The following is a 24,329-nucleotide window of genomic DNA, read 5'->3' on the forward strand; positions in this document are numbered from 1 at the left end:
TGATCGCCTGAGCCCCGCGCGCCGCACGCACCGATGGCATCGGCCATGGGCGTGCGGCGCCTCGGGCCACCCCATTTCTCGCTTCTCCAGGAACACACCATGTCCCGACGCTCGCCCGCATCGCGCGGCCCGGTCGCCGACGCCTTGCGCGGCTACGGCGCCGCCTTCCGCACCGTGGGCGTCTTCAGTGCCGTCATCAACCTGCTGATGCTGGTGCCGTCCGTCTACATGCTGCAGGTGTACGACCGCGTGCTGCCGTCGCGCAACGAGATGACGCTGACCATGCTCACGCTGATGATGCTGGGCCTGTATGGGCTGATGGCCGCGCTCGACTGGCTGCGCGGCCTGCTCGTCATCCGCGTGGGCAGCCAGCTCGACCGGCAGCTCAATGGCCGCGTGTATGCCGCCACCTTCGAGGCCAACCTGCGCGGCCGCGGGCTCGACGCCGGCCAGACGCTGGGCGACCTGACCACCCTGCGCCAGTTCGTCACCGGCAGCGCGCTGTTCGCCTTCTTCGACGCGCCATGGTTCCCGGTGTACCTGGCCGTCATCTTTCTCTTCGACCCGTGGATGGGCGTGTTCGCGCTGGCCGGCGCGGCGGTGCTGATGGCGCTCGCCTGGCTCAACGAGCGGCTGTCGGCGGCACCGCTGGCCGAAGCCGGCGCGCTGTCGATCCAGGCCGGCGGCGTGGCCTCGGCCAGCCTGCGCAACGCCGAGGTGATCGCCGCCATGGGCATGCTGCGCCATCTGCATGGCCGCTGGCTGCACCTGCACGGCCGCTTCGTCGCCTTCCAGCAGCAGGCCAGCGAGAAGGCCGCGGCGGTCGGCGCGCTGACGCGGCTGGTGCGCATGGCGCTGCAGTCGCTGGTGCTGGGCTTCGGCGCACTGCTCGTCATCGAAGGCCGCATCACGGCCGGGATGATGATCGCGGCCTCGATCCTGATGGGCCGCGTGCTGTCGCCGATCGAGCAGGTGATCGGCGTCTGGAAGCAGTGGTCGGTCGCGCGCCAGGCCTGGCAGCGGCTCGACCGGCTGCTGGCCGAGCAGCCGGAACGGCCCGCCGCCATGGCCCTGCCGCGCCCGTCGGGCCGGCTGGGTGTCGAAGGCCTGGTCGGTGCGCCGCCGGGGGCGCGCAGCGCCGTGCTGACGCCGCTGAGCTTCACGCTGGAGCCCGGCGAGATCCTCGGCGTGATGGGCCCTTCGGGCGCCGGCAAGTCGACGCTGGCACGGCTGCTGATCGGCATCTGGCCAGCGGCGTCGGGGCGCGTGCGCCTGGACGGCGTCGACATCTTCCAGTGGGACAAGGACGAGCTCGGCCCGTCGCTGGGTTACCTGCCGCAGGACGTGGAACTCTTCGCCGGCACGCTGGCCGAGAACATCGCGCGCTTCGGCGAGGTCGATGCCGCGCGCGTGGTCGAGGCCGCCCAGCTGGCCGGCGTGCACGAGCTGGTGCTGCGCCTGCCGCAGGGCTACGACACGCGGCTGGGCGACGGCGGCGCCGGGCTCTCCGGCGGCCAGCGCCAGCGCGTCGGGCTGGCGCGCGCGCTGTATGGCCGACCGGTGCTGGTGGTGCTGGACGAACCCGACGCCAGCCTCGACGACGCCGGCGAAGCCGCGCTGTGCGACGCGCTGGCCGCGCTCAAGCGCATGGGCACGACCGTGGTGGCGATCACGCACCGCGGCGCGCTGCTGGGGCGCACCGACCGCCTGCTGCTGCTGCGGCCCGCGCTGCCGGCGGTGTTCGGCCCGACCGCCCAGGTCCAGGCCGCACTGGCCACCGCCGCGCGCCAGGTCGCCGAACAGCAGCGGCCCGCCACGCCACCGAACACGGGCACGGCGCTGCCCACCGCCAAGGGATTCGCATGAGACTGCTTCCACGCGACGGCACCGGTGGTGCCACGCCGCGCCCGTCCGGCGCCACCGGCGGTGGCGCGCCGCAGCCCTTCTCCACGCCAGCGCGGCCGGCCGCCGACGCGCAGCCCGACGCCGCCATGGACGAGCGCGCCTTTGCGCGCCGCGGCTGGTGGGTCGTGCTGATCGGCGTGGCGGGCTTCATCGGCTGGGCCGCGATCGCGCCGCTCGACAAGGGCGTGCCGGTGCAGGGCACGGTCAAGGTCGCGGGCAACCGCAAGGCGCTGCAGGCGCCCGTCGGTGGCCTGGTCGGCCGCATCCTGGTGCGCGACGGCACCGTGGTCCGGCCCGGCGATGCGCTGCTGCAGCTCGACGACACCGCGGCCCGCGCCGCGACCGACGCGCTGCATCGCCAACTGCTGCATGCGCAGACCACTGAAGCGCGGCTCGAAGCCGAACGCGACGGCCTGCCCGCACCGGTGTTCCCGGCCGACCTGGCGCAGACCTCGTCCGACAGCATCGGCCCGCAGGAAGCGGCCGTGCGCGCGGAATCCGCCATCGCGCTGCAGCGCCAGCTGTTCACGTCGCGCCGCCAGGCCTTCCTGAGCGAGATGAACGCGATGCAAGAGGCGATCGGTGCACGCGATGCCGAACTCGCCGGGCTGCACGAGACCCGGCAGGCGCGCCGCCAGCAGGTCGACGCGCTGCGCGAGCAGGCCGGCAGCCTGCAGGCGCTGGCCCGCGACGGCTACGTGCCGCGCAACCGCCTGCTGGAAACCGAGCGCCTGCTGGCACAGGCCAACGGCGCACTGGCGGAGGACGCCGGCCGCATCGGCCAGTTGCTGCGCCAGGTCGCCGAGCAGAAGCTGCGCATCGTGCAGCGTCGCGAGGAGCGCCAGGCCGAAGTCCGCAGCCAGCTCGCCGAGGCGCGCCTGACCGCGGGCCCGCTGGCCGACCGGCTGCGCACCGCCGAATTCGAGCTCGCGCACACGGTGGTGCGCTCGCCGGTCGCGGGCACGGTGGTGGGCCTGGCCGTGTTCACCGAAGGCGGCTATGTGCGCGCCGGCGATCCGCTGATGGAGATCGTGCCGACGAACCTGCCGCTGGTGGTCGAGGCCCAGGCGCCGGTGCATCTGATCGACACGCTGCACGCCGGCCTGCCGGTGGAGCTGCTGTTCCCGGCGTTCAACCAGAACCGCACGCCGAGGATCGCCGCCGAGGTCAAGGTGGTCGGCGCCGACCGGCTGGTCGACGCGCGCAGCGGCGTGCCCTACTACCCGCTGCAGATCGAGGTGACGGCCGAAGGCATGCGCGCGCTGGCCGGCCTGGACCTGCGCGCCGGCATGCCGGCAGAGGCCTTCGTGCGGACCGGCGAACGCACGCTGCTGTCGTACCTGTTCAAGCCGCTGATGGACCGCGCCCACGTCGCGCTGTCGGAAGAATGAGCGCCGCGCGCTCCACGCTGCGCCACCGCTACGCCGTCGGCCTGCTGGCGCTGGCGACGCTGCTGCCGGCCCACGCGCTGGACCTGCTGGAGGCCTACGCGCTGGCGGTCGCCCACGACCCGACGCTGCAGGCCGCCGCGGCCAGCCGCGAAGCCGGCCAGGAGGCGCAGACGATCGGCCGCGCCGGCCTGCTGCCGCAGGTCTCGCTGACCTATTCGAACAGCCCGCGCAACCGGCAGGACGCACGCGTGACCGAGACCGACATCTTCGGCAACGTGCAGGAGAACAGCCAGAAGCGCGACTACACCAGCTACACCGGCTCGCTGGTGCTGCGACAGGCGCTGTACGACCCGGCCGCGCTGGCGCGCTACCGGCAGGGCCAGGCGCAGGCGTTGCTCGCCGACGCCCAGTGGCAGGGCCAGGCCCAGGCGATGGCCGTGCGGCTCGGCAAGGCCTACACCGACGCGCTGCAGGCACGCGAGCAACTGCTGCTGGCCGAAGCCCAGCGCCGCGCCTATGCGGAGCAGCTCGCGCGCAACACGCAGGCCTTTCGCCATGGCGACGGCACGCGCACCGACATGGCCGAGACCAGCGCGCGCCTCGGCCTTGCGCAGGCGCAGGAGATCGAAGCCGCCGACACGCTCGACGTGGCCGAGCGCGCGCTCGAGGCCATCGTCGGTGTGCCGCTCGCCAGCGTGGGCGCGCTGCACGGGCTCGCGCCCGACTTCCGGCCGCCGGTCGAGACGCTGTCGTTCGACGCCTGGCGCGTGCAGGCGCTGGCCGACAACGCGGACCTGGCCGCGCAACGCCAGAACCTGGCCATCGCCGAGCAGGAGATCCGCCGGCAGGCCGCCGGCCACCTGCCGCGCGCCGAGCTGTTCGCGATGCATTCGCAGAACCGCTCGGACATCGCGAGCACCTACAACCAGCGCTACCGCACCGACAGCGTCGGCATCCAGTTCGTGGTGCCGCTGTATGCGGGCGGCAGCGTGTCCGCGGCGGCCCGCCAGGCGGCGCAGCAACGCGAGAGCGCACGCCACCTGCTCGATGCGAAGACCGCCGACCTGCTGGTCGACCTGCGGCGCCAATGGCGCCTGAGCGCCAGCGGGCCGGAGCGCATCGCGGCCCAGGCCGAGGCCGTCGCCAGTGCCGAGGCCGCGCTCGAAGGCACGCGCCGCAGCGTCGAGGGCGGCGAGCGCATCAACCTCGACGTGCTCAACGCCGAGCAGCAGCTGTACGCCGCACGCCGCGACCTGGCGCGTGCCCGGCACGACCTGCTGCTGGCCCGGCTCACCCTGCGCCAGCGCGCCGGTGCATTGACCGAGACCGACATGGCCGAGCTCAACCATTTCTTCACCCGGCCGCTGCCGCCGGCAGCCGGCACGTCCACATCAACCACATCCACCACCCATCCCCGGAGGGAAATTCCATGACCGTGTCTTCTTCATCCGCGCAACCGCGCCGGCTGCGCCGCCTCGGCCTGCTGCTCTTGGCGGGCGCCGCATTCGTCGGGCTGGCCGCGCAGGCGCCGGCCCAGACGCTGCCCACCGTCGTGCACCTGCATTCGTTCACGGGCCAGGCCGGTGCCGGCGCGTCGCCGCTTTCACCACCGGCCTACAACGCGGCGGACGGCCGCGTCTACGGTGTGGCCAACCGGCGCGGCGCCGGGTCGAACAGCGGCTTCGTCTACACGCTGAACCCGGCAGGCACCGATGCCGCCGGCATCGACTTCAAGGGCAGCAACAGCGGCCTGGCCAACACCTTCAGCAGCGTGACGGCCACCGGCGACGGCTCGTTCCACGCCGGCTCGTCCATTGCCGGCGTCTACCGCTTCACGGCCGGCAACCTCGTCCCGACGGCCGTGACCACCACGACGACCGGCACAGGCCTGAAGGGCCTCTGGGCATCCGACGGCGCGGCCGGCCTGTACTTCCTGACGACCAACCTCGACACGCCTCATCTGTACCACTACACCGCGGCCGGCGTCACCACCGACCTGGTGACATGGGCCACGCGTGAAGGCAACCCCGCGGCCGTGATCGCGTCGTCCGACGGCTGGCTCTACGGCGTGAACGACGCCTATGCGCTGGGCACCAGCAAGGGCTTCATCTACCGCGTGAAGCCCGATGGCACCGGCTATGCGCTGATGCGCAGCTTCGACGATGCGTCCGGCTATCCGGTCGCGCTCGGCGGCGGCCTTTCGGCCGATGCGACGGCGGTGTTCTCGGGCCTGGTGGACGGCAACGACGGCTGGCTGTACGGCACGACCTATGGCTCGGTCAGCGGCGCCGGCAACGGCCTACCGGCCGATGGGCTGGGCAAGGTCTACCGGATCGGCAAGACCGCCGGCACCGGCGGGACCTACGCGTTCGAGGTGCTGCACACCTTCACCGGCGGCACGACGGACGGCGAGCGCGCAGCGGGCGCGCTGGTGCTCGCGGGCGACGGCAATATCTACGGCACGACGCGCGGCGGTGGCGCCAACACCGACGCCGGCACGCTGTTCCGCATCGTCGTGGCGAACGCGGCCGACAGCACCAGGTCCTTCGGCTACGAGCTGCTGCATTCGTTCAACGAGACCGTCGACGGCCGCAGCCCGGTCGGCCTGTCGATCGGCACCGGCGCCGTGCTCTACGGCGCCACGCAGAGCGGTGGCACGATCGCCGGGAACATCGGCGTCAATCTGAGCGGCACGGTGTTCCGGGTCGACGTGCCGATCCCGGCCAAGGTCACCGCCTTCTCGGCCTCCGCCGACAGCGTCACCGTGGGCGACAGCATCAGTCTGACCTGGACGACCCAGGGCGCGCTGACCTGCACGGCCGGCGGCAGCAACGGCGGCGTGTGGACCGGCGCCAAGGCCGCCAGCGGCAGCGCCATCGCCACGGCGGCGCTCACGGTGGTCGGCGCCAACACCTTCACGCTGACCTGCGCCGATGCCGCCGGAACGGCCGGCGCGACCGCCACGGTCAACGTGACGGTGAACGCGGCACCGACCACGCCCACGACGCCGACCATGCCGACCGAACCCACGACGCCCACCACCCCGACGACCCCCACCACGCCGGCCACCTCGTCGGGCGGTGGCGGCGGCGGGCCGCTGAGCGCCCTGCTGCTCGCGCCGCTGGCCGGCCTGTGGCTGCTGCGCCGCCGCCAACGGACGGCCGAACGTATCCACGCACGCTGAGGAGATTCACATGAGCACCCCCACGACCGCCGCATCCGCCCTGCTGTCGGAGCGCCTGCGCAACGAGACCGCGGCACAGCACCAGCACATGCACGACCTGATGGCCAAGGCCGACCCCTTCGCCGACCGCGCGCGCTACGCCCGCTTCACCGCCGTGCAGTACCTGTTCCAGCACGACGTCGAGCAGCTCTTCGCCGATCCGGCGCTGCGTGCGGCAGTGCCCGACATCGACCTGCGCGGCCGGCAGGCGGCGGCGCTGGCCGACCTGCAGGACCTCGGCGCGGCGCTGCCCGACGAGGCGCTCGGCAGCACAGGCGTGGCGATGCCCGAGTCGCTCGGCTGGCTCTACGTGTCCGAAGGGTCGACGCTGGGCGCCGCCTTTCTGCTGAAGGAAGCCAAGGCGAAGCTCGGGCTGTCGGAGACCTTCGGTGCACGCAACCTGGCGGCCTACCCCGAAGGCCGCGGCAAGGCCTGGAACCGCTTCGTCGCGTCCCTGGACCGATGGCACGACCGCGCGGAACAGGACGCCGTCCTGCGCGGCGCGCACCAGGCCTTCGGCCGCTTCGACCAGTTGCTGCATCGCCATTTCGGGCTGCGATGACGTCCTCCGGCCGGCCGCCTGCGGCCATCCGGCCCGCGCCATGGCGCTGGGCATGCCTCGGTACCGTGCTGGGTGCCTTGCTGACGCTGGCCGCACAGGTGCCGGCCGGCTGGGCCGCACCCTGGATCGCGCGGGCCAGCGGCGGCCACGTGCTGCTGGAAGCGGCGCGAGGCACGCTGTGGCACGGCTCGGCGCTGGCCGTGCTGGCCGGCGGACCCGGCAGCACGGCCCGGCAGGCGCTGCCGGGGCGCCTGTCGTGGAAGCTCGGTCTGACACTGTGGGCCGATGGCGCAGACGGCCGTGCGAGCCCGGCCATCGACGTGACGCTGACACAGGCGTGCTGCCTGCAAGGCCCGGCGCGGCTGCGGCTGTTCCCGCTGGGCGGCGGCACGCTTCACGTCGACGCGCTGGACTGGCAAGGCCCGGCGGCCATTGCGCAGGGGCTCGGCACGCCGTGGAACACGCTCGGCTTCCAGGGCACGCTGCGGGTCACGGCGCATGCCTTGCAATTGCGCCGGCCGGCAGGCCTGCTGCAGGTCGATGGCCGGCTGTCGCTGACGGCGGTGGCGCTCTCGTCGCGCATCTCGCAACTGCCGTCGCTGGGCAGCTACCGCTTCGACGTCGACGGCCAGGACGCGCTGCGCGGCGAGCCGATGCGCTTCACGCTCGCGACCATCGAAGGGCCGCTGCGGCTCACGGGCCAGGGCGTGTGGATGGCCGGGCAGTTGCGCTTCAACGGCCAGGCGCAGGCGGAGCAAGGCCACGGCGCCGCACTGGCGCACGTGCTGCGGCTGATCGGCAACCGCGACGGCGCGGTCACGCTGCGCGTGCTGGGCTGAGCTGAACCGAGCTGAACGAAAGCCCGGCCCGCGTTAGCCGAGATCCGAGAAGACCCACGGCTCGACGGCGCGGCGCCGCTTCTCGTAGGCCGCGATCTCTTCGGCCCGCGCCAGCGTCAGGCCGATGTCGTCCAGCCCGTTCAGCAGGCAGTGCTTGCGGAACGGGTCGATGCCGAAGCCGAGCGCCCGGCCGTCGGGCCTGCGCACGGTCTGGCCCGTCAGATCGACCGCGAGCCGGAAGCCCGGCGCCGCCGCCACGTCGGCGAACAGCGCGTCGACCTCGGCGGCGTCCAGCACGATCGGCAGCATCCCGTTCTTCAGGCAGTTGCCGTGGAAGATGTCGGCGAAGCTCGGTGCGATCAGCACGCGGATGCCCCAGTCGTGCAGCGCCCACGGCGCATGCTCACGGCTCGACCCGCAGCCGAAGTTGGCCCGCGCGAGCAGGATGCTGGCGCCCTGGTAGCGCGGCTGGTTCAGCACGAAGCCGGGGTCGGGCGAACGCGCCGCCACGTCCTGCCCCGGCTCGCCGTGGTCGAGGTAGCGCCAGGCGTCGAACAGGTTCGGGCCGAAACCGGTGCGCCGGATCGACTTCATGAACTGCTTGGGAAGGATGGCGTCGGTGTCGACGTTGGCCCGGTCCACCGGCACGACCAGCCCGTTGCATGAAACGAAGGGTTCCATCACGCCGCCTCCAGCGCCACGATCGATGCCGGGTCCGCGAAGTGCCCGGCGATCGCGGTCGCCGCGGCCATCGCCGGACTGACCAGATGGCTGCGCCCGCCCGCGCCCTGGCGGCCTTCGAAGTTACGGTTCGACGTGGACGCGCAGCGCTCGCCCGGCGCCAGCCGGTCGTCGTTCATGCCCAGGCACATCGAGCAGCCGGGCTCGCGCCATTCGAAGCCGGCGTCGATGAAGACCCGGTCCAGCCCCTCGGCCTCGGCCTGCGCCTTGACCAGGCCGGAGCCGGGCACCGCCAGCGCCAGCGCGATCGACGGCGCGATGCGGCGCCCGCGCAGCACGTCGGCCGCAGCGCGGAAGTCCTCGATGCGCGCGTTGGTGCAGGAGCCGATGAAGATCTTCTGCGGCCGGATGTCCGCCATCGGCGTGCCGGCCTCGAGCGCCATGTACGCCAGCGCGCGCCGCATGTCCTCGCGCCGCACCGGGTCGCGCTCGCCGGCCGGGTCGGGCACCCGGCCATCGACCGGCACGACCATCTCGGGCGAGGTGCCCCAGGTCACCATCGGCACCACGGCCGCGGCGTCGATTTCGACCACGGCGTCGAAGGGCGCGCCGGCATCGCTTGCGAGCGTGCGCCAGTAGGCGACGGCACGCGTCCAGTCCTCGCCCCGCGGCGCGAACGGCCGGCCCTTCAGGTAGTCGATGGTGCGGTCGTCCACCGCGATCAGCCCGACGCGCGCGCCGGCCTCGATCGCCATGTTGCAGACCGTCATACGGCCTTCCATCGACAGCGCACGGATCGCACTGCCGCCGAACTCGATGCCGTAGCCGGTGCCGCCCGCGGTGCCGAGCCGGCCGATGACATGAAGAATCAGATCCTTGGCCGTGACGCCCGGCCGCAGCGCGCCGTCGACCCGCACCAGCATCGCCTTCATCCGCGCGAGCGACAGGCACTGCGTCGCGAGCACGTGCTCGACCTCGGAAGTGCCGACGCCGAAGGCCAGCGCGGCGAAGGCGCCGTGCGTGCTGGTGTGCGAGTCGCCCGCGACCACGGTCATGCCCGGCAGCGTGGCGCCCTGCTCCGGCCCGATCACGTGGATGATTCCCTGGCGGTGGTCCGCAAGGCCGAATTCCGTCACGCCGAACTCGGCGCAGTTGCGGTCGAGCTGCTCGACCTGCAGGCGGGACAGCGGGTCGGCGATGCCGCCCGACCGCGCGGTGGTCGGCACGTTGTGGTCGGCCGTCGCGAGCACGGTGCCGGGCCGCCAGGCGCGCCGGCCGGCCAGGCGCAGGCCCTCGAAGGCCTGCGGGCTCGTGACCTCGTAGACCAGGTGGCGGTCGACGTAGAGCAGCGACGGCCCCTCGTCCGTTCCCGGTCCGTCGGGCCCGTCGACCACGTGGCTGTCCCAGAGCTTCTGCAGCAGCGTGCGCGCGCTCATGCCGGGCTCCCGGCCAGCCGCTGCTGCGGATCGCGCGAGCGCACGCCCTCGGGCACCGGATAGCGCCGGGTCGACGGCCCGGCCTTGAGCACCTGGCTCGGCACCGCGTGGCCGACCAGGCCGGGCATCTGCGCCGCCAGCGCGAGCAGCGCGTCGAGGTCAACGCCGGTGTCGCAGCCCATCGCCTGGAACATGTGGACCAGGTCTTCGGTGCAGACGTTGCCGCTGGCGCCGGGCGCGAAAGGGCAGCCGCCGAGGCCGCCGAGCGAGGCATCGAAACGGTCGACGCCCGCATCCAGCGCGGCCAGCGCATTGGCCAGGCCCATGGCGCGCGTGTCGTGGAAATGGGCGGTCAGCACGAGCGCCGGCCAGCGCTCGCGCACCGCCGCGCACAGGCGCCCGACCTGCGCCGGGTTGGCCATGCCGGTGGTGTCGCACAGCGTGACGCGGCCGATGCCCATGTCGACGAAGCGTTGCACCAGCGACAGCACCGCGGCCTCGGGCACGTCGCCCTCGAACGGGCAGCCGAAGGCCGTGGACAGCGACGCGTTGACCTGCGCATGGCCGGCCGTGAGCGCCACCACTTCGGCGAACTGCGCGAGCGACTGCGCGGGCGTCATGCGCAGGTTCGCGAGGTTGTGGGTCTCGCTGGCGGACATCACGAGGTTCAGCTCGTCGACCTTGCAGCCGAGCGCACGTTCCGCGCCGCGCATGTTGGGCACCAGCGCCGCGTATTCGACGCCGGGCACCCGCACGATCTGCCGCATCACGGCCTCCGCATCGGCCAGCGCGGGAATCGCCTTGGGCGAGGTGAAGGACGTGACCTCGATCTTCGCGAGGCCGGTGCGGCTCAGGCCGTCGATCAGCGCGACCTTCTGCGCGGTCGGCACGAAGTGCGGCTCGATCTGGAAGCCGTCGCGCACGGAGACTTCCTGGATGAAGAGACGCCGGCCTGCGCGGGCGGGCTGGCGGGATGCGGCTGGCGGCATGGGGGGTTCCGTGGTTGCGGTACGTCGATGGCATGGACCTTAGGCGCGGCCCCGCGTGCCGTCAGTCCACCTCCAAGGGGACCGTTGCGCTGTCCCGCCGCGGGGGGACTGAGCGCCGCGCGAACACGGTCTACATTGGTTCGGACAGGGTCCAAGGCCATCCGGCCGACCACGACCCGCCACTCCATCACGGAACACCGCATGACCCGGACCATCACCCTCAAGGGCCTCAACCACGTCGCCTGGCGCTGTATCGACGCCGAACAGACGCGCCATTTCTACGAAGACCTGCTCGGCCTGCCGCTGGCCCACACGGTGCAGTCCGACGTGGTGCCGTCGACCGGCGAAGAGGCGCCCTATTTCCACATCTTCTTCGAGATGGGCGACGGCTCGTACATCGCCTTCTTCGACATCCGCGACGGCAAGGGCGCGACCGTCAGTGCCGACATGCCGGCCTGGGTGCATCACTTCGCGTTCGAGGTCGACACCGAGGCCGACGTGCTCGCGATGAAGGAACGGCTGGAAGCCGGCGGCGTGGAAGTGCTCGGCGTGACCGACCACCACTTCATCCGCTCGATCTATTTCTTCGACCCGAACGGCCTGCGGCTCGAAGTCACGGTGCGGGTGGAAACCCAGGACTACATGGACCGCGCGAAGTCGAAAGCGCATGCGGCGCTGCGCCAGTGGACGCAGGAGAAGGAAGCAGCGGCTGCGGTCTGAGGCGGGCGATTTACTTTTTTTATCTTCAGGGGATAATTATCCTCAGGAAGATAAAAAAGGATAGAAATGACCTTCCACCGGCCGGCGCTCGCTGCAGACATGGCTCAGCAGCTCCTGCACCCCAAGGGGCTCACCAAGAACAGCATTCGATCGGGGCTGTTCCTGGGCGGACTGCGTCGAATTGGCAAGACGACCTTCCTGCGGGGTGACCTGATCCCCGCGTTGGAAGCGGAAGGTGCCATTGTTGTGTACGTCGATCTGTGGAGCAACACTGCGGCCAGGCCGACCGACCTTCTCCTGGCCGCGGTGCGCAAGACGCTGCAGGAACTGGAACGCCCGGACTCCAAGGTGCTGGGCGTGCTGAAACGGTTGAAGGGGCTGGACGTCGGCGCAGCGGGCTTCAAATTCGGCTTCAGCCTGGCCGAACTGGGCAAGACCGAGGGCAGCACGCTGGCCGGCGCCTTTGCAGAGTTGGTGGGCAAGGCCAAGACCGATGTCGTCGTCATCATCGACGAGATCCAGCACGCTCTCAATACAGACGATGGCGGCAACATGCTCCTTGCGTTGAAGGCTGCGCGCGACGAGGTCAACACCAAGCCGGATACGCCCGGGTATTTCCTCTTCCTCGGTACCGGATCGCATCGCGCTCGGGTTCGCGAACTCACGATCAAGGGCAAGCAGGCTTTCAACGGTGCGATGTCGGACGACTTCCCCCTTCTCGAAAAGGACTTCGTCGAGTGGCTGTTGAAGGAGGCGGATCTGGGCGAGCGAGCGCCGTCCCTCGACGTGGCGTTCGAGTGCTTCACCCGCCTCGGGCGGCGACCCGAAGAGCTGACGAAAGCCCTGATCGCGCTCCAGAACATGCCCGTCTTCTCGAACGCGGATCAGGACCTGCGGGCGATCACGGAAGGCGTCAGGCAGTCGGCCGCAGCAGTCGAACTGGCTCGAGTGGAAGATCTCGGTCCCCTTGCACAGGCCGTCTTCAACTACGTGTGCGACGAAGGCGGGCAAGGTGTCAAGGGGCTGTTCTCGGGTGCAACGCTCGAGGCCTACGGGCGCGCCCTTGGCCGACCGGTCGCCTCCGAGGAGGTGCAGAAGGTCGCCGTTCTGCTTCTCGACGAGAACATCCTCGCCCGCGACGGCCACGGCATCTACGGTGTCAGCGATCCCTTCGTGATCGAAGCCTACCGCGGCCGGGCCAGCATCCGTGAGACGCTCGAGGGCTCGGACTCAGCCAAACGCATCACGCTGGCGGCCGACGGCTCCAGGCCAACGGAATAGGTCTCGGATCAGTACCCGGCCGTCATCACTTGGCGCCGCCAGCGCGCGGCCGACAGCTCTTCGATGAACGCCGCCGCAAAGTCGGCATGAGAGATGCGGCTGCGCCCCTGCGCATCCGCCACCAGCATGCTGCCGCGACGGAAGTTGCCGGTGCGCGGGCCGTCGGCGATCTCGGCTGCGGGCCGACGAGTGCGATCTTCACGTCACGCCCGCGGCCCGCAGGCGCTCGCGCTCCGCGGCATCGATGCCGAGCGCGGCCAGCACGGCGTCGGTGTGCTCGCCGAGCTTCGGTCCGACCCAGCGCGTTTCGCCCGGCGTGGCGCTGAGCTTGGGCACGATGCCCGGCAGGTCGATCGGCTGGCCATCGGGCAGCGTGTTGCGCTGGATCATGTCGCGCGCCTTGAAGTGCGGGTCCTGCGCGATGTCGGCCGCGGTGTAGACCCGGCCGCTCGGCACCGAGGCGGCGTCGAGCACGTCGAGCACCTCGTCCAGGCCGCGCTGCATCGTCCACGCGGAGATCGCCGCATCGAGCTCGGCATTGCGCGCCGCGCGGCCGTCGTTGCGCGCCAGCCCCGGATCGCTGCCCAGGTCGTCGCGGCCGATCGCAGCCATCAGGCGGCGGAAGATGCCGTCGCCGTTGCCCGCGATCACCACGTAGTGCCCATCCCCGCACAGGTAGGTGTTGGACGGCGAGATGCCCGGCAGGCTGCTGCCCGAACGCTCGCGCACGTGGCCGAACTCGGCGTATTCGGGCACCAGGCTTTCCATGACGGCGAACACGGCCTCGTACAGCGCCACGTCGATGAACTGGCCGGTGCCGCGGTTGACCTTCACGTGGTGCATGGCCAGCAGCGCGCCGATGGTGCCGTAGAGCGATGCGAGCGTGTCGCCCAGGCTCACGCCCACACGCACCGGCGGCCGGTCGGGGAAGCCGGTGACGTGGCGCAGCCCGCCCATGCATTCAGCGATCGCCGCGAAGCCGGGCTTCTGGCTGTACGGGCCCGACTGCCCGTAGCCCGAGATGCGCACCATCACCAGCTTCGGGTTGAGGGCCGACAGCTGCTCCCAGCCCAGGCCCCATTTCTCGAGCGTGCCGGGGCGGAAGTTCTCGATGACGATGTCGGCCTGGGCGGCAAGGCGCCGCACGATGTCGCGGGCCTCCTCGCGCTTCAGGTCGAGCGTGACGGACTTCTTGTTGCGGCTCTGCGTGTACCACCACAGTGAGGTGCCGTCGTGCAGCTTGCGCCAGGTGCGCAGCGGATCACCGCCGTCGGGCGGCTCGATCTTGATGACCTCGGCACCGAACTGCGCGAGCAGCGCGCTGGCGTAGGGGCCCGCGATCAGCGAGCCGAGTTCCAGCACCTTCACGCCGTCGAGCGTGCCGGGCGCGAAGCCGGGAAGCGCCGAAACGGAAGCCGAAGCCGGTGCCTGCGGAGCGGATGAGGAAGAGTTGGAGGAAGGGTTCTCGGTCGACATGGCTGCGAGCGTAGCGGCTCGCGTGCCGCCGGTCCGCCCCCTTGCCAGGGGACAGTGGGGGACAACAGCGGACAGCAGCGAGACCGCTCAGCGCAACCCGGCCGCGTGCCGCAGCAGGCCGCGCCGCATCACCAGGCAGATGACGGCGATGCCCGCCGCCGCGACGCCGAACAGGCCGCGATAGCCGCCCAGGTCGACCACCGCCGCGCCGACCGACACGCCCACGAAGATGCCGGAGAACAGGCTCGCCGCGAACAGCGACATCGCCGTGCCGCGCAACGCCGGCGCCATCTGCGAGGCCTGCGTGTTGAGCATGTTCTGCAGCATGTAGTAGCCCATGCCGGCCACCAGGCAGACCGGCAGCACCACCAGCCAGTGGCCGGCGAAGGCCATGACGGCATACGACAGCGCCACCATCGCGCCGCCGATGGCCACCAGCGTCGGCTGCGTCGCCATCCGCAGCAGCGCACCCGCGCGCCATGCATACAGCAGGCCGCCGACGCCGTAGGCCACCACCACGCCCGCCGACGCCTGCAGGCCGAGTCCGAACTCATGGTGCAGAAAGGCGGGGATGAAGGTGACCGCCGCGAACGCGAAGGCCGCCTGCACGATCGTCACGGCCAGCAGCCAGCGCACCCAGGGGTCGCGCAGCACCTGGCGCATGCCGGCGAGCAGCCCGGGCCCTGCCGCGGCGCCGGGCATTGCGGCCGGCCGCGCGCGCATGCCGGCCGGCGGACGCAGCACCATGGCCGCGCCGACGCTGGCGAACAGCAGCGCGAAGACGCTGAAGGCCCAGCGCCAGCCCAGCGTGTCCGCGAACAGCCCCGACAGCCACTGCCCGGCGATCATCCCGCTGATGGTCGCCGTGAGGAAGCGCGCGAGCACCACCTGGCGCTGCGCGAAGGGCACGGCGTCGCCGATCAGCGCCATCGACAACGGGATGATGGCCGCGGCCGTGGCGCCTGACAGCACGCGGGCCGCGATCAGCATGTCCAGGCTGCCCGCCGCCGCGGCCAGCAGATTGCCGAGCGTGCACGCCAGCGTGGCGAGCGACACCACGCGCCACTTGCCGAAGCGGTCGCCCAGCGCGCCGTAGACGAGCTGCAGCAACCCGTAGGCCAGCGCATAGCCCGATGTCGCGAAGGCCGCGCGGCCCAGGCCGACGCCGAACTCGGACGCCAGCGCCGGCAGCATCGCGTCGCACAGGCGCAGCGCCGCGCTGCTGGCAAAGGACGCGATGCCGATCGGCAGCAGAAAGCCGAGGCCGGCGCCCGAGAGTGCCGGAGCGGCTGGTGCAGCCTGCGCGGTATCAACGGGCACGCGGGCCACGGTGCGTCAGGCCGCGCCGGCCGCCGCGGTCGCCTGGGGCGCCTGTGCTTGCGCCGTGAGGGAGTAGCCCGAGAACAGCGACATCATCCCGCCGTCGACGTTCATGATCAGCCCGTGCACATAGCCGGCCTGCGCCGACGCCATGAAGGCGATCGCCTCGGCCTGCTCGCGCACGGCGGCGGGCCGGCCGAGCGGAATGCGGGCGCGGCGGTCGGCCCACATCACCGGGTTGCGCGCCGCCACCTCCTGCACCATCGGCGTCTCGGTGATGCCGGGGCACAGGCAGTTCACGCGGATGCCGAAGCGGCCCCATTCGACCGCCAGCGACTTGGTGATGCCGACCACCGCGTGCTTCGACGCGACATAGCCCACGTTGTTCGGAATGGCGGCCAGCCCGGCGGGCGATGCGACGTTGACGATCGCGCCCGCGCGCCGCGGCAGCATGCTGGCGCGGGCCACGGCCTGCGCCCAGAAGAACACGCCGTCGGCGTTCACCGCCATGATCTTCCGCCAGGCCGCGGCGCTGACGTCCTCGGCCGGCTGGTAGTCGATCATGCCGGCGTTGTTCACCAGCACGTCGATGCGCCCGTGGCGCGCCATCACCTGCTGCACGTTGGTCTGCACGGAGTCCGGGTCCGACACGTCGCCCGGCAGCGCGAAGGCCTGGCCGCCCGATGCGCGGATGGCGGCCGCGGCCGCTTCGGCGGCTTCCGGCCGCCAGTCGTTGACGGCCACCACGGCACCCTCGGCCGCAAAGAGCTGCGCGGTGCTTTCGCCGATGCCGCTGGCCGCGCCGGTCACCACGACCACCTGGTCCTTGAATCGCATGTCCTCGGGTCCTTCGTTGAAATATCAGTTGAGCACCAGGCGTGGCGCGGCCTGTGCGCCCGCACCGAAGAAGATCTGGCCCTTCCACTCGCTCCACAGCGTCAGGTACCAGGTCAGCAGCTCGCGGCCGCAGCCGATCTGCAGGCGCTGGTAGGCGCGCTTGCGGTAGGTCTTGACGCTCTCTTCGCCGATCGACAGGTCGAGCGCGATGCCGATGGTCGACAGGCCGTAGAGCACGCGCGCGCAGACCTGCGCCTCGCGGCGCGGCAGGTCGGTCATCGCCAGCATGCAGCTCTCGATCTCGGGCAGCGAGGTGAGCGCCAGCGCGATGTTGGGGCGGTGCAGCACGATGTCCGCATGCTTGGCCAGCAGCGACACCAGCACCTCGGCCACCGAGCCCAGCCGGTGGATGTCGCCGTCGGTGAAGGCGCCGTGCACGTCGGAGCGCAGGATGCTCAGGCCGAAGGCGCTCTCGCGGCGCTTGCCGGCGATCACCAGCCGTTCGCGGATGTGCGGGTAGATGTTCTCGCGCAGGTCGGTGTCGGCCAGGTCGTCGATGTCGACGCGGATGATCACCGGCTCCTTGAGCCGCACGCGGCTCTGTGCCTCGCACATCGCCGGGTCCTTGCGCCAGTACTGCTGGTCGACGTAGCGGGTGGCCTGCTGGCGGGCCGCGTTGGTGCCGTCGTGGCTGCCGACCACGACCTGGCTCAGCGAATCGGTGCCGAACTGGAACACGGCGCAGTGGTCGGCGCCGCACATCTGGTGCAGGTAGGCGAGCAGCTGCGGCCCGAAACGGTCGCTGCCGATCGCCTCGATGATGTCGGGCAGCTCGGGCGCGGCGGCGTGTTCGACGGCCAGGGTGGTGACTGTGTCGGTGGTTCTGTTCATCGCGTCTCCTTCGTGGGTCGGCCTGCCGGCCATCCGCTTTTCTTTGTCGACGGCCATTGCATCACCAACCAGGCCGCGGCCGTGTCCCCGCATGGGGGGGCAGGAAAACCCGGCAGGGGGAAACCCTTGTTCCCCGCCAAGGGGACTGACCGTCGTGGCCCGCGCATCGATCATCCAGAGCGACCATGAAGACCTGCGCATGAGCCCGCCCGCCGTCACCGCGATCCTGGAACAGCATCAGGCGCTGGGCGCGGTGCTGCGGTCGTTCCGCCTGCAGGTCGAACGCGCCCGGCGCAGCGGCGCGCCACCCGACTTCGGCATGCTGCGCGCCATGCTCTTCTATCTGGACGAGGTGCCGGCGCAGCTGCACCACACCAAGGAAAGCACCCACCTGTTCCCGAGGCTGCGCGAGCGCTGCCCACCGCTGCGGCCGGTGCTCGACCGGCTGGACGCCGAACACGCGCGCGGCGAGATCGCGATCCGCGAACTCGAGCGCGCGCTGCTGGCCTTCGAGGTCATGGGCGAGTCGCGCCGCGGCGCCTTCGAGGCCGCGGCCGAACGCTACGTTTCCACCTATATCGGCCACATGGAAGTCGAGGAAGACTATGTCATTCCGGTCGCGCTCGACTGCCTGACCGCAGGCGATTGGGCAGAGCTCGACGCGGCCTTCTCGGTCGACCACGATCCGGCCGAACGCGACATCGCCGAAGCCTGCCGCGAACTGCTGCGGCGGGTTCTCTTCCAGGGCAGCCTGCCCTCCTTCTGCAGATAGATCCATGCAAACCATCGACACACCCGTGCTCATCGTCGGCGGCGGCGGCTGCGGCCTGACCTCCTCCATCTTCCTGTCCCGCCTGGGTGTCCGCAGCCTGCTGGTCGAACGCCATCCGGCACCGGGCCGGCTGCCCAAGGCGCGCTACATCAGCCAGCGCACCATGGAGATCCTGCGGCAGTTCGGCGTGGCCGACAGCGTCTATGCGCGCTCCATGCCGCTGGCCCACATCTCGCACATCCGATGGTGCACCAGCCTGGCCGGCGACGGCCCGCTGGACCGCCGCACGTTCTACCGGATCGAGTCCTTCGGCGGCGGCTCGCTGACGCACTACGCGAAGGACAGCCCGTGCGAATCGACGCTCTATCCGCAGGTGCGGCTGGAGCCGCTGCTGCGCGGCATCGCCGAAGCCGAGACGGGCGCCGACGTGCGCTACAACCACGAGCTCGAATCCTTCACGCAGGACGCCGACGGCGTGAACGCCATCGTGCGCGATCGGGCCACCGGCCAGCAAACCCGCGTGCGGGCGCGCTACCTGGTGGGCGCCGATGGCGGCAAGACCGTCGGCCCGGCGGTCGGCGCCCGCTTCGAGGGCGCGACCGACCTCGCCCACATGGTCACCGTGTACTTCAAGGCGGACCTGTCGGCCTGGTGGGACGACGACCATTCGATGACCACCTGGTTCGTGAACCCGGAAGGCGGCTCGTGGGCCAGCGGCGTGCTCGGCCAGCTCGGCCCGACGCGCTTCGGCCGGCATTCCGAGGAATGGATGTTCCATTTCAGCTTTCGGCCCGACGACCCGTCGCGCTTCGAGGAAGCCTCGCTGCTGCCGCGCATGCGCGAGCTGCTGAAGATCCCCGACCTGTCGCCCGAGATCATCGGCATCGGCCACTGGACGGTCGAAGGCGTGCTGGTCGACCGCTACCGCTGGGGCCGCGCGCTGCTGGCCGGCGACGCGGCGCACCGCCATCCGCCGACCACCGGGCTCGGGCTGAACTCGGCGATCCAGGACGCCCACAACCTGGCCTGGAAGCTGGCCGCGGTGATCCACGGCCAGGCACCCGACAGCCTGCTCGATGCCTATGAGGCGGAGCGCCGGCCGGTGGCCGCGGCCAACGTGCAGTGGGCGCTGATGACCTTCCAGAACCACGCGCTGACCGATGGCGGCATCGGCCTGGTGCGCGGCGATCCGGCCACCTCGCGCGCCAACTTCGCCCGCTTCTTCGCCGACGACGCCGAAGGCCGCACCCGGCGCGCGCGCCTGAACCAGGTGATGGAACTGCAGCGCATGGAATGGCAGGCGCACGACATCGAACTGGGCTTTCACTACGAGCAGGGTGCGGTGTCGCCCGACGCCACGCCGACGCCGCTGCGCGACCCGTTGGGCCAGGTCTACGTGCCGACCACGCGGCCAGGCCATCGGCTGCCGCACGCCTGGGTCGAACGCGACGGCCAGCGCCTATCCACGCTCGACCTCGTGCAGCCCGGCCGCTTCCTGCTGCTGATCGGCCGCGGCGACCATGGCTGGCGCGAGGCCGCGGCCCGGATCGCACGCCGCGGCGGCCTGCCGATCGACGTCGTCGAGATCTCCGACAGCGGTGACGTGCGCGACCCTGCCAACGGCTGGCGCCATCTGCGCGAGGTATCCGCCGAAGGCGCACTGCTGGTGCGGCCGGACCAGCACGTCGGCTGGCGCAGCATCGGCGCCGCCGCATCGCCGGACGCGGCGCTGGCCGCCGCCTTCACGCGGCTGCTGAAGCGCGACTTTCACGGGACAGCCACGTCGCCCGACATGACCGAGATGACCGAGATGACCGACGGAGCCGACACCGCGGTGCACGCGACCGACGCGGTACTCGTCGACTGAACGCGGCGGCCCGCACCGCACGACCGCATCCCACGACCCACAACGATCAGAACAGGAGACATCCATGCGCACCCGTACTTTCCTCGCTGCCGCCCTGGCCGCCGCACTCGCGCCGCTGCCCGCCATCGGCTTCGCGCAGGCCGCCTGGCCGAACCAGCCGATCCGCCTCGTCGTGCCCTACCCGGCCGGCGGCGGCACCGACTTCTTCGCACGGGTGGTCGCGCCCGGCATGGGCGAGGCGCTGGGCCAGCCGATCGTGATCGAGAACAAGCCCGGTGCGTCGGGGATCATCGGTGCGACCGCGGTCGCCAAGCAGTACCCGGCCGACGGCTACACCTTCCTGCTCGGCGACATGACGACCTATGCGGTCAACCCCAGCATGTTCGAGAAGCTCTCGTACGACCCGCAGAAGGACCTGGCGCCGGTCACCCTCACCGCCAAGTTCGACTTCCTGCTGGTGGTCAACCCGAACGTGCTGCCGGTGAACAACGTGAACGAGCTGGTGGCCGCCGCGGCCAAGGTGCCGGCCGGCCTCAACTACGGTTCGCCGAGCGTGGGCACGACCCACCACCTGGCGACCGAGCTGCTGGCGAAGGACACCGGCGCCAACCTGGTCGCCATCACCTACAAGGGCGGCGGCCCGGCCGTGCAGGACCTGCTCGGCGGCCAGGTCGGCCTGATGTTTCTCGACCGTGCCACGGCCAAACCGCACCTCGAGAGCGGCAAGCTGCGCCCGATCGCCGCGGCGGGCGCCACGCGCATCGCCGCCTACCCCAACGTGCCGACGGTGGCCGAGCAGGGCCTGAAGGGTTTCGCGGTCGAAGGCTGGCAGGGCTTCACGGTGCGCGCAGGCACACCCGAGCTGGTCATCAAGGCACTGGCCGCCGCCTACGCCAAGACCATCGCGTCACCCGAGATCCGCCGCAAGCTGTCGGAAGCCGGCATCGACGCCGTCGCCAGCACGCCGGAGCAGTTCACGGCGTACATGCAGGGGGAGACCGTGCGCTGGCGCACGGTGATCAAGGAGCGGGGGATCAAGGCGGAGTAGGACGCACGGCAGCACTCGCCTCACGCGTCGTCGTGCGCGAGCGACGTGGACAGCGCGCGGTATGCGTCGGCCTGGGCGAGCAAGGTCTTGGCCTTGGCCTCGAACACCTCCACCGCATCGGCACCGCCCGCGAACCGGCTCGGTGGCTCGTCCAGGCTGCCGAGCTGCACGATGGCGCGGGCCAGCTTCGCCGAGTCACCCCCTTGCTTGCCGTTCATGCCGCGCCAGGCGTCGATGGTGGATTGGCTCCGGTCCGCGTAGTCCGCGATGTGGGGCTGGGCGAAGGTCGTGGACCCGGCCGTGAGCAGTTCGGTCCGGAAGAAACCGGGCTCGACCAGCATCGTGCGGATGCCGAAGGGCGCGAGTTCGGGCACGAGCGACTCGGTCCATCCTTCCAGGCCGAACTTGGCTGCCGCATAGGCGGTGCAGAACATGCCCCCGGTGATCCCCGCCGTCGACGAAATGTTCAGCAGCAGCCCCGAGCGCTGACCGCGCATCGCGGGCAGCACCGCGCGTGCGACGTTCATCGGGCCGAACAGCAGGGTGTCGAGCTGGCTGCGGACTTGGGCGTCGCTCAGTTCCTCGAAGAAGCCGGCGTGGAAATTGCCGGCGTTGTTCACAAGCACATCGATGCGCCCGAACGTCGAGAGCGCAGCATCGACCGCGGTCTGCGCGTCGCCGATGCGCGTGATGTCGAGCGCGAGGCTCAGCAGCTCGGTGTGCTCGCCGATCGCGGCAACAACCTTGGCAGGGTCGCGGCCTGTCGCGACGACGGAATGGCCCGCGGCCAGGGCGGCCTTGGCCAGGTCGACGCCAAGGCCCCGTCCCGCACCGGTGATGAACCAGACTTGTTTCTTGCGCATGTGATCTCCTTTGCGTTGTTCAGACCACCGCGGGCAAGCGATCAAGCAGCTTGTCCAGGGTGATCGGGTAGTCGCGGACACGGATTCCGGTCGCGTTGTAGACGGCATTGGCGACGGCAGCCGCGATGCCGCACAGGCCCAGTTCACCGACGCCCTTGGCCTTCATGGGTGACGAGAGCGGGTCGACCTCGTCCAGGAAGATGACCTCCTGGTGAGGAATGTCGGCGTGCACCGGAACCTCGTAGCCGGCCAGGTCGTGGTTCACGAAGAAGCCGTGCCGCTTGTCGACGGCCAGTGCCTCCATCAGCGCAGCGCCCACACCCATCGTCATGCCGCCGATGACCTGGCTGCGGGCGCCGATCGGATTGAGGATCCGCCCCGCGGCGCAGACCGCGAGCATGCGGCGCACGCGGATCTCACCGGTGGCGGCATCGACGCCGACTTCCACGAAGTGCGCACCGAAAGTCGACTGCACGTACTTCTGTGCAAGGTCGCCAAACTCGATCCTGTCCTCGGCCGCGATGCCTTCGGCGCCTGCGGCTTCAGCGAGCTGCACGGCGCGATCACCCGACCGGACCATGCCGTCGGAGAACGCAACGTCGGCGGAGGTGAAGCCGAGCTTGACGGCGATCTGCTCGCGCAACTTCATGCACGCAGCGTAGACGCCAGCCGTTGAACTGTTCGCTCCCCACTGCCCACCGGAACCGGCCGAAACCGGAAAGTTGGAGTCGCCCAGGCGCACGAACACCTTGTCGATCGTCACGCCCATCATCTCGGCCGCGGTCTGCGCGATGACGGTGTACGAGCCGGTACCGATGTCGGTCATGTCGGTCTCCACGGTCACGACGCCCCGGTTGTCCAGGCGAACGCGTGCGCCGGAGTTCATCACCAGGTTGCCGCGAAACGCCGCCGCCATGCCCACGCCCACGAGCCACCGGCCGTCGCGGACCTGTCCCGGTCGCACGGTGCGCTTGTCCCAGCCGAAGCGCTCGGCGCCCGTGCGCATGCATTCGATCAGGCGGCGCTGCGAGAAGGGCCGTTTCGGATCCTCGGGATCGACCTGGGTGTCGTTGCGAATGCGAAGTTCGATCGGGTCCATTTGCAGCCGCTCGGCCAGCTCGTCCATCGCGACTTCGAGCGCCGCGAGGCCACTCGCTTCACCGGGTGCACGCACCGCATTGCCTTCGGGCAGGTCGAGAACCGCCAGGCGCACGCGTGTTTCGCGGTGCGGCGCCGCGTAGAGGAGCCGGGTCTGGTCGACCGCCGGCTCGGTCAAACCACCGGGAAGGTTGCCGGACCAGCTCAGGTGCGAGATGGCGGACAGCTTGCCGTCGCGCGTGGCACCCAGGCGGATGCGCTGAATGGTGGCGGGCCGGTGCACCGTGTTGTTGGCGATCAGGGGCCGCTGCAGCGCGACCTTGACCGGGCGGCCCACGGCCCGTGCGCCCAGTGCGGCGAGCAACGCGTCCGCGCGGATCCAGAGCTTTCCGCCGAAGCCGCCACCGACGAAGGGCGCAACGATGCGCACATCGGCCTTGGGAATCCCCAGCGTCCTGGCCATGTCCGCCGCGCTCCAGTCGATCATCTGGTTGGCCGTCCAGATCGTGAGCTTGCGGCCGTCCCATGCGGCCGTCGATGCGTGCGGCTCCATCATGGCGTGGGTCTGGTCCGGCGTGGTGAACGTCACGTCGAGCTGCACGGGCGCCTGCGCGTACGCCCCGGCGAAGTCGCCTTGCATCTTCTCGGGCGGGCTGCCGTTCAGCACGCCGGGCATCGGGGCTGCGTCCTTCTCGGAGGCAAGATCGAACTTGCCCGGTGCGGGCGCGTACGTGATCCTGACCAACTGCGCAGCCGCGCGCGCCTGTTCGAAGGTCTCGGCCACCACCAGTGCGAGTGCCTGGTGGTAGTGCTCGATGTCCGGGCCGCCGAGCAGCTTCGCCGTGTTGAAGACGCCTTTCCCGAGCTTGCCGGCATTGCGTGCGGTGACGACGGCCAGCACACCAGGCGCTGCCCTGGCTGCGCGCAGGTCCATCGATGCGATGCGTCCCTTCGCAATGCCGGCGGCGGCGATGCAGCCGTAGGTCGGGTTGGGCACCACGTCATGGCGCTCATACGCATAGGGCGCGAGTCCCGTGGTCTTCAGCGGGCCATCGATGCGCAAGGTCGGCTTGCCGACAACCTTCAACTGGTCGATCGGATTGGTGGTCGCGGCGGTGTCGAACTTCATG

The 24,329-nt window shown here is 70.8% G+C and carries 20 protein-coding genes; 11 read left to right on the top strand and 9 right to left on the bottom strand.

Annotated features, from left to right (window positions below; all coding sequences use genetic code 11):
* Nucleotides 1-99 precede the first annotated feature (99 nt).
* The 6 genes from AC07PZ_RS13090 to gspN are packed head-to-tail and all read left to right on the top strand — an operon-like array spanning nucleotide 100 to nucleotide 7,920.
* A complete protein-coding gene (locus AC07PZ_RS13090) occupies nucleotides 100-1,866 on the top strand; it encodes a type I secretion system permease/ATPase (RefSeq protein ID WP_495295523.1) in 1,767 nt (588 codons plus the stop codon).
* Entirely contained in the window at nucleotides 1,863-3,296 is a 1,434-nt protein-coding gene (locus AC07PZ_RS13095) for an HlyD family type I secretion periplasmic adaptor subunit (protein WP_495295524.1), read from the top strand. The genes AC07PZ_RS13090 and AC07PZ_RS13095 overlap by 4 nt, the downstream gene beginning before the upstream one ends.
* Nucleotides 3,293-4,729 (top strand): TolC family outer membrane protein, encoded by a 1,437-nt coding sequence (locus AC07PZ_RS13100; protein ID WP_495295525.1) that lies wholly within the window; start codon nucleotides 3,293-3,295, stop codon nucleotides 4,727-4,729. The genes AC07PZ_RS13095 and AC07PZ_RS13100 overlap by 4 nt, the downstream gene beginning before the upstream one ends.
* A complete protein-coding gene (locus AC07PZ_RS13105; protein ID WP_495295526.1) occupies nucleotides 4,726-6,480 on the top strand; it encodes a choice-of-anchor tandem repeat GloVer-containing protein in 1,755 nt (584 codons plus the stop codon). The genes AC07PZ_RS13100 and AC07PZ_RS13105 overlap by 4 nt, the downstream gene beginning before the upstream one ends.
* 10 nt (nucleotides 6,481-6,490) lie before the next feature.
* Nucleotides 6,491-7,081 (top strand): biliverdin-producing heme oxygenase, encoded by a 591-nt coding sequence (locus tag AC07PZ_RS13110; protein WP_495295527.1) that lies wholly within the window; start codon nucleotides 6,491-6,493, stop codon nucleotides 7,079-7,081.
* The gene (gene gspN, locus AC07PZ_RS13115; RefSeq protein ID WP_495295528.1) at nucleotides 7,078-7,920 is read left to right on the top strand and encodes a type II secretion system protein N; all 843 of its coding nucleotides are present in this window, start codon (nucleotides 7,078-7,080) and stop codon (nucleotides 7,918-7,920) included. The genes AC07PZ_RS13110 and gspN overlap by 4 nt, the downstream gene beginning before the upstream one ends.
* A 33-nt stretch (nucleotides 7,921-7,953) precedes the next feature.
* On the opposite strand, the gene leuD is transcribed toward gspN, so the two are convergent.
* The 3 genes from leuD to AC07PZ_RS13130 are packed head-to-tail and all read right to left on the bottom strand — an operon-like array spanning nucleotide 7,954 to nucleotide 11,026.
* Nucleotides 7,954-8,601, bottom strand: a complete 648-nt coding sequence (gene leuD / locus AC07PZ_RS13120) for a 3-isopropylmalate dehydratase small subunit (protein WP_495295529.1) — start codon at nucleotides 8,599-8,601, stop codon at nucleotides 7,954-7,956.
* Nucleotides 8,601-10,037 carry a 3-isopropylmalate dehydratase large subunit gene (leuC, locus tag AC07PZ_RS13125; RefSeq protein WP_495295530.1) on the bottom strand — a complete coding sequence of 479 codons (1,437 nt, stop codon included), beginning with the start codon at nucleotides 10,035-10,037 and terminating at the stop codon, nucleotides 8,601-8,603. Before leuC ends, leuD begins: the two co-directional genes overlap by 1 nt.
* Nucleotides 10,034-11,026, bottom strand: coding sequence for a hydroxymethylglutaryl-CoA lyase (locus AC07PZ_RS13130; RefSeq protein WP_495295531.1), 993 nt, complete (start codon nucleotides 11,024-11,026; stop codon nucleotides 10,034-10,036). The genes leuC and AC07PZ_RS13130 overlap by 4 nt, the downstream gene beginning before the upstream one ends.
* Before the next feature lie 201 nt (nucleotides 11,027-11,227).
* Here AC07PZ_RS13130 and AC07PZ_RS13135 point away from each other — a divergent pair, with 201 nt between their 5' ends.
* Together AC07PZ_RS13135 and AC07PZ_RS13140 are read left to right on the top strand one after the other, a co-directional pair.
* Complete coding sequence (locus AC07PZ_RS13135; protein ID WP_495295532.1) at nucleotides 11,228-11,746, top strand: VOC family protein; 519 nt, start codon at nucleotides 11,228-11,230, stop codon at nucleotides 11,744-11,746.
* A gap of 66 nt (nucleotides 11,747-11,812) precedes the next feature.
* Complete coding sequence (locus tag AC07PZ_RS13140; RefSeq protein ID WP_495295533.1) at nucleotides 11,813-13,027, top strand: ATP-binding protein; 1,215 nt, start codon at nucleotides 11,813-11,815, stop codon at nucleotides 13,025-13,027.
* Between the two features lie 198 nt (nucleotides 13,028-13,225).
* Here the strand turns inward: AC07PZ_RS13140 and AC07PZ_RS13145 are convergent, their stop codons facing one another.
* The 4 genes from AC07PZ_RS13145 to AC07PZ_RS13160 all read right to left on the bottom strand — a co-directional run bounded on the left by AC07PZ_RS13145 (nucleotide 13,226) and on the right by AC07PZ_RS13160 (nucleotide 17,551).
* Complete coding sequence (locus AC07PZ_RS13145) at nucleotides 13,226-14,503, bottom strand: CaiB/BaiF CoA transferase family protein (RefSeq protein WP_495295534.1); 1,278 nt, start codon at nucleotides 14,501-14,503, stop codon at nucleotides 13,226-13,228.
* Nucleotides 14,504-14,590: 87 nt separating this feature from the next.
* Nucleotides 14,591-15,823, bottom strand: coding sequence for an MFS transporter (locus tag AC07PZ_RS13150; RefSeq protein ID WP_495295535.1), 1,233 nt, complete (start codon nucleotides 15,821-15,823; stop codon nucleotides 14,591-14,593).
* Between the two features lie 15 nt (nucleotides 15,824-15,838).
* Nucleotides 15,839-16,660, bottom strand: coding sequence for an SDR family NAD(P)-dependent oxidoreductase (locus tag AC07PZ_RS13155; protein ID WP_495295536.1), 822 nt, complete (start codon nucleotides 16,658-16,660; stop codon nucleotides 15,839-15,841).
* Between the two features lie 24 nt (nucleotides 16,661-16,684).
* Nucleotides 16,685-17,551, bottom strand: a complete 867-nt coding sequence (locus tag AC07PZ_RS13160; protein WP_495295537.1) for a LuxR C-terminal-related transcriptional regulator — start codon at nucleotides 17,549-17,551, stop codon at nucleotides 16,685-16,687.
* Nucleotides 17,552-17,705: 154 nt separating this feature from the next.
* On the opposite strand from AC07PZ_RS13160, the gene AC07PZ_RS13165 reads away from it, so the two are divergent.
* The 3 genes from AC07PZ_RS13165 (at nucleotide 17,706) to AC07PZ_RS13175 (ending at nucleotide 21,238) form a co-directional block, all read left to right on the top strand.
* A complete protein-coding gene (locus tag AC07PZ_RS13165) occupies nucleotides 17,706-18,323 on the top strand; it encodes a hemerythrin domain-containing protein (protein WP_495295538.1) in 618 nt (205 codons plus the stop codon).
* 4 nt (nucleotides 18,324-18,327) lie between these two features.
* Nucleotides 18,328-20,190: an FAD-dependent monooxygenase gene (locus AC07PZ_RS13170; RefSeq protein WP_495295539.1), complete on the top strand. Its 1,863-nt coding sequence runs from the start codon at nucleotides 18,328-18,330 to the stop codon at nucleotides 20,188-20,190.
* A 64-nt stretch (nucleotides 20,191-20,254) separates the two neighbouring features.
* A complete protein-coding gene (locus AC07PZ_RS13175; RefSeq protein WP_495295540.1) occupies nucleotides 20,255-21,238 on the top strand; it encodes a Bug family tripartite tricarboxylate transporter substrate binding protein in 984 nt (327 codons plus the stop codon).
* 20 nt (nucleotides 21,239-21,258) lie between these two features.
* Here AC07PZ_RS13175 and AC07PZ_RS13180 read toward each other — a convergent pair whose 3' ends face one another.
* Entirely contained in the window at nucleotides 21,259-22,101 is an 843-nt protein-coding gene (locus AC07PZ_RS13180) for an SDR family NAD(P)-dependent oxidoreductase (RefSeq protein WP_495295541.1), read from the bottom strand.
* Between the two features lie 19 nt (nucleotides 22,102-22,120).
* On the bottom strand, nucleotides 22,121-24,328 hold the full coding sequence (paoC, locus tag AC07PZ_RS13185; RefSeq protein ID WP_495295542.1) for an aldehyde oxidoreductase molybdenum-binding subunit PaoC: 2,208 nt from the start codon (nucleotides 24,326-24,328) through the stop codon (nucleotides 22,121-22,123).
* Between the last annotated feature and the right edge of the window lies 1 nt (nucleotide 24,329).

It is taken from the genome of Variovorax sp. GW821-FHT10B04, assembly GCF_059415645.1.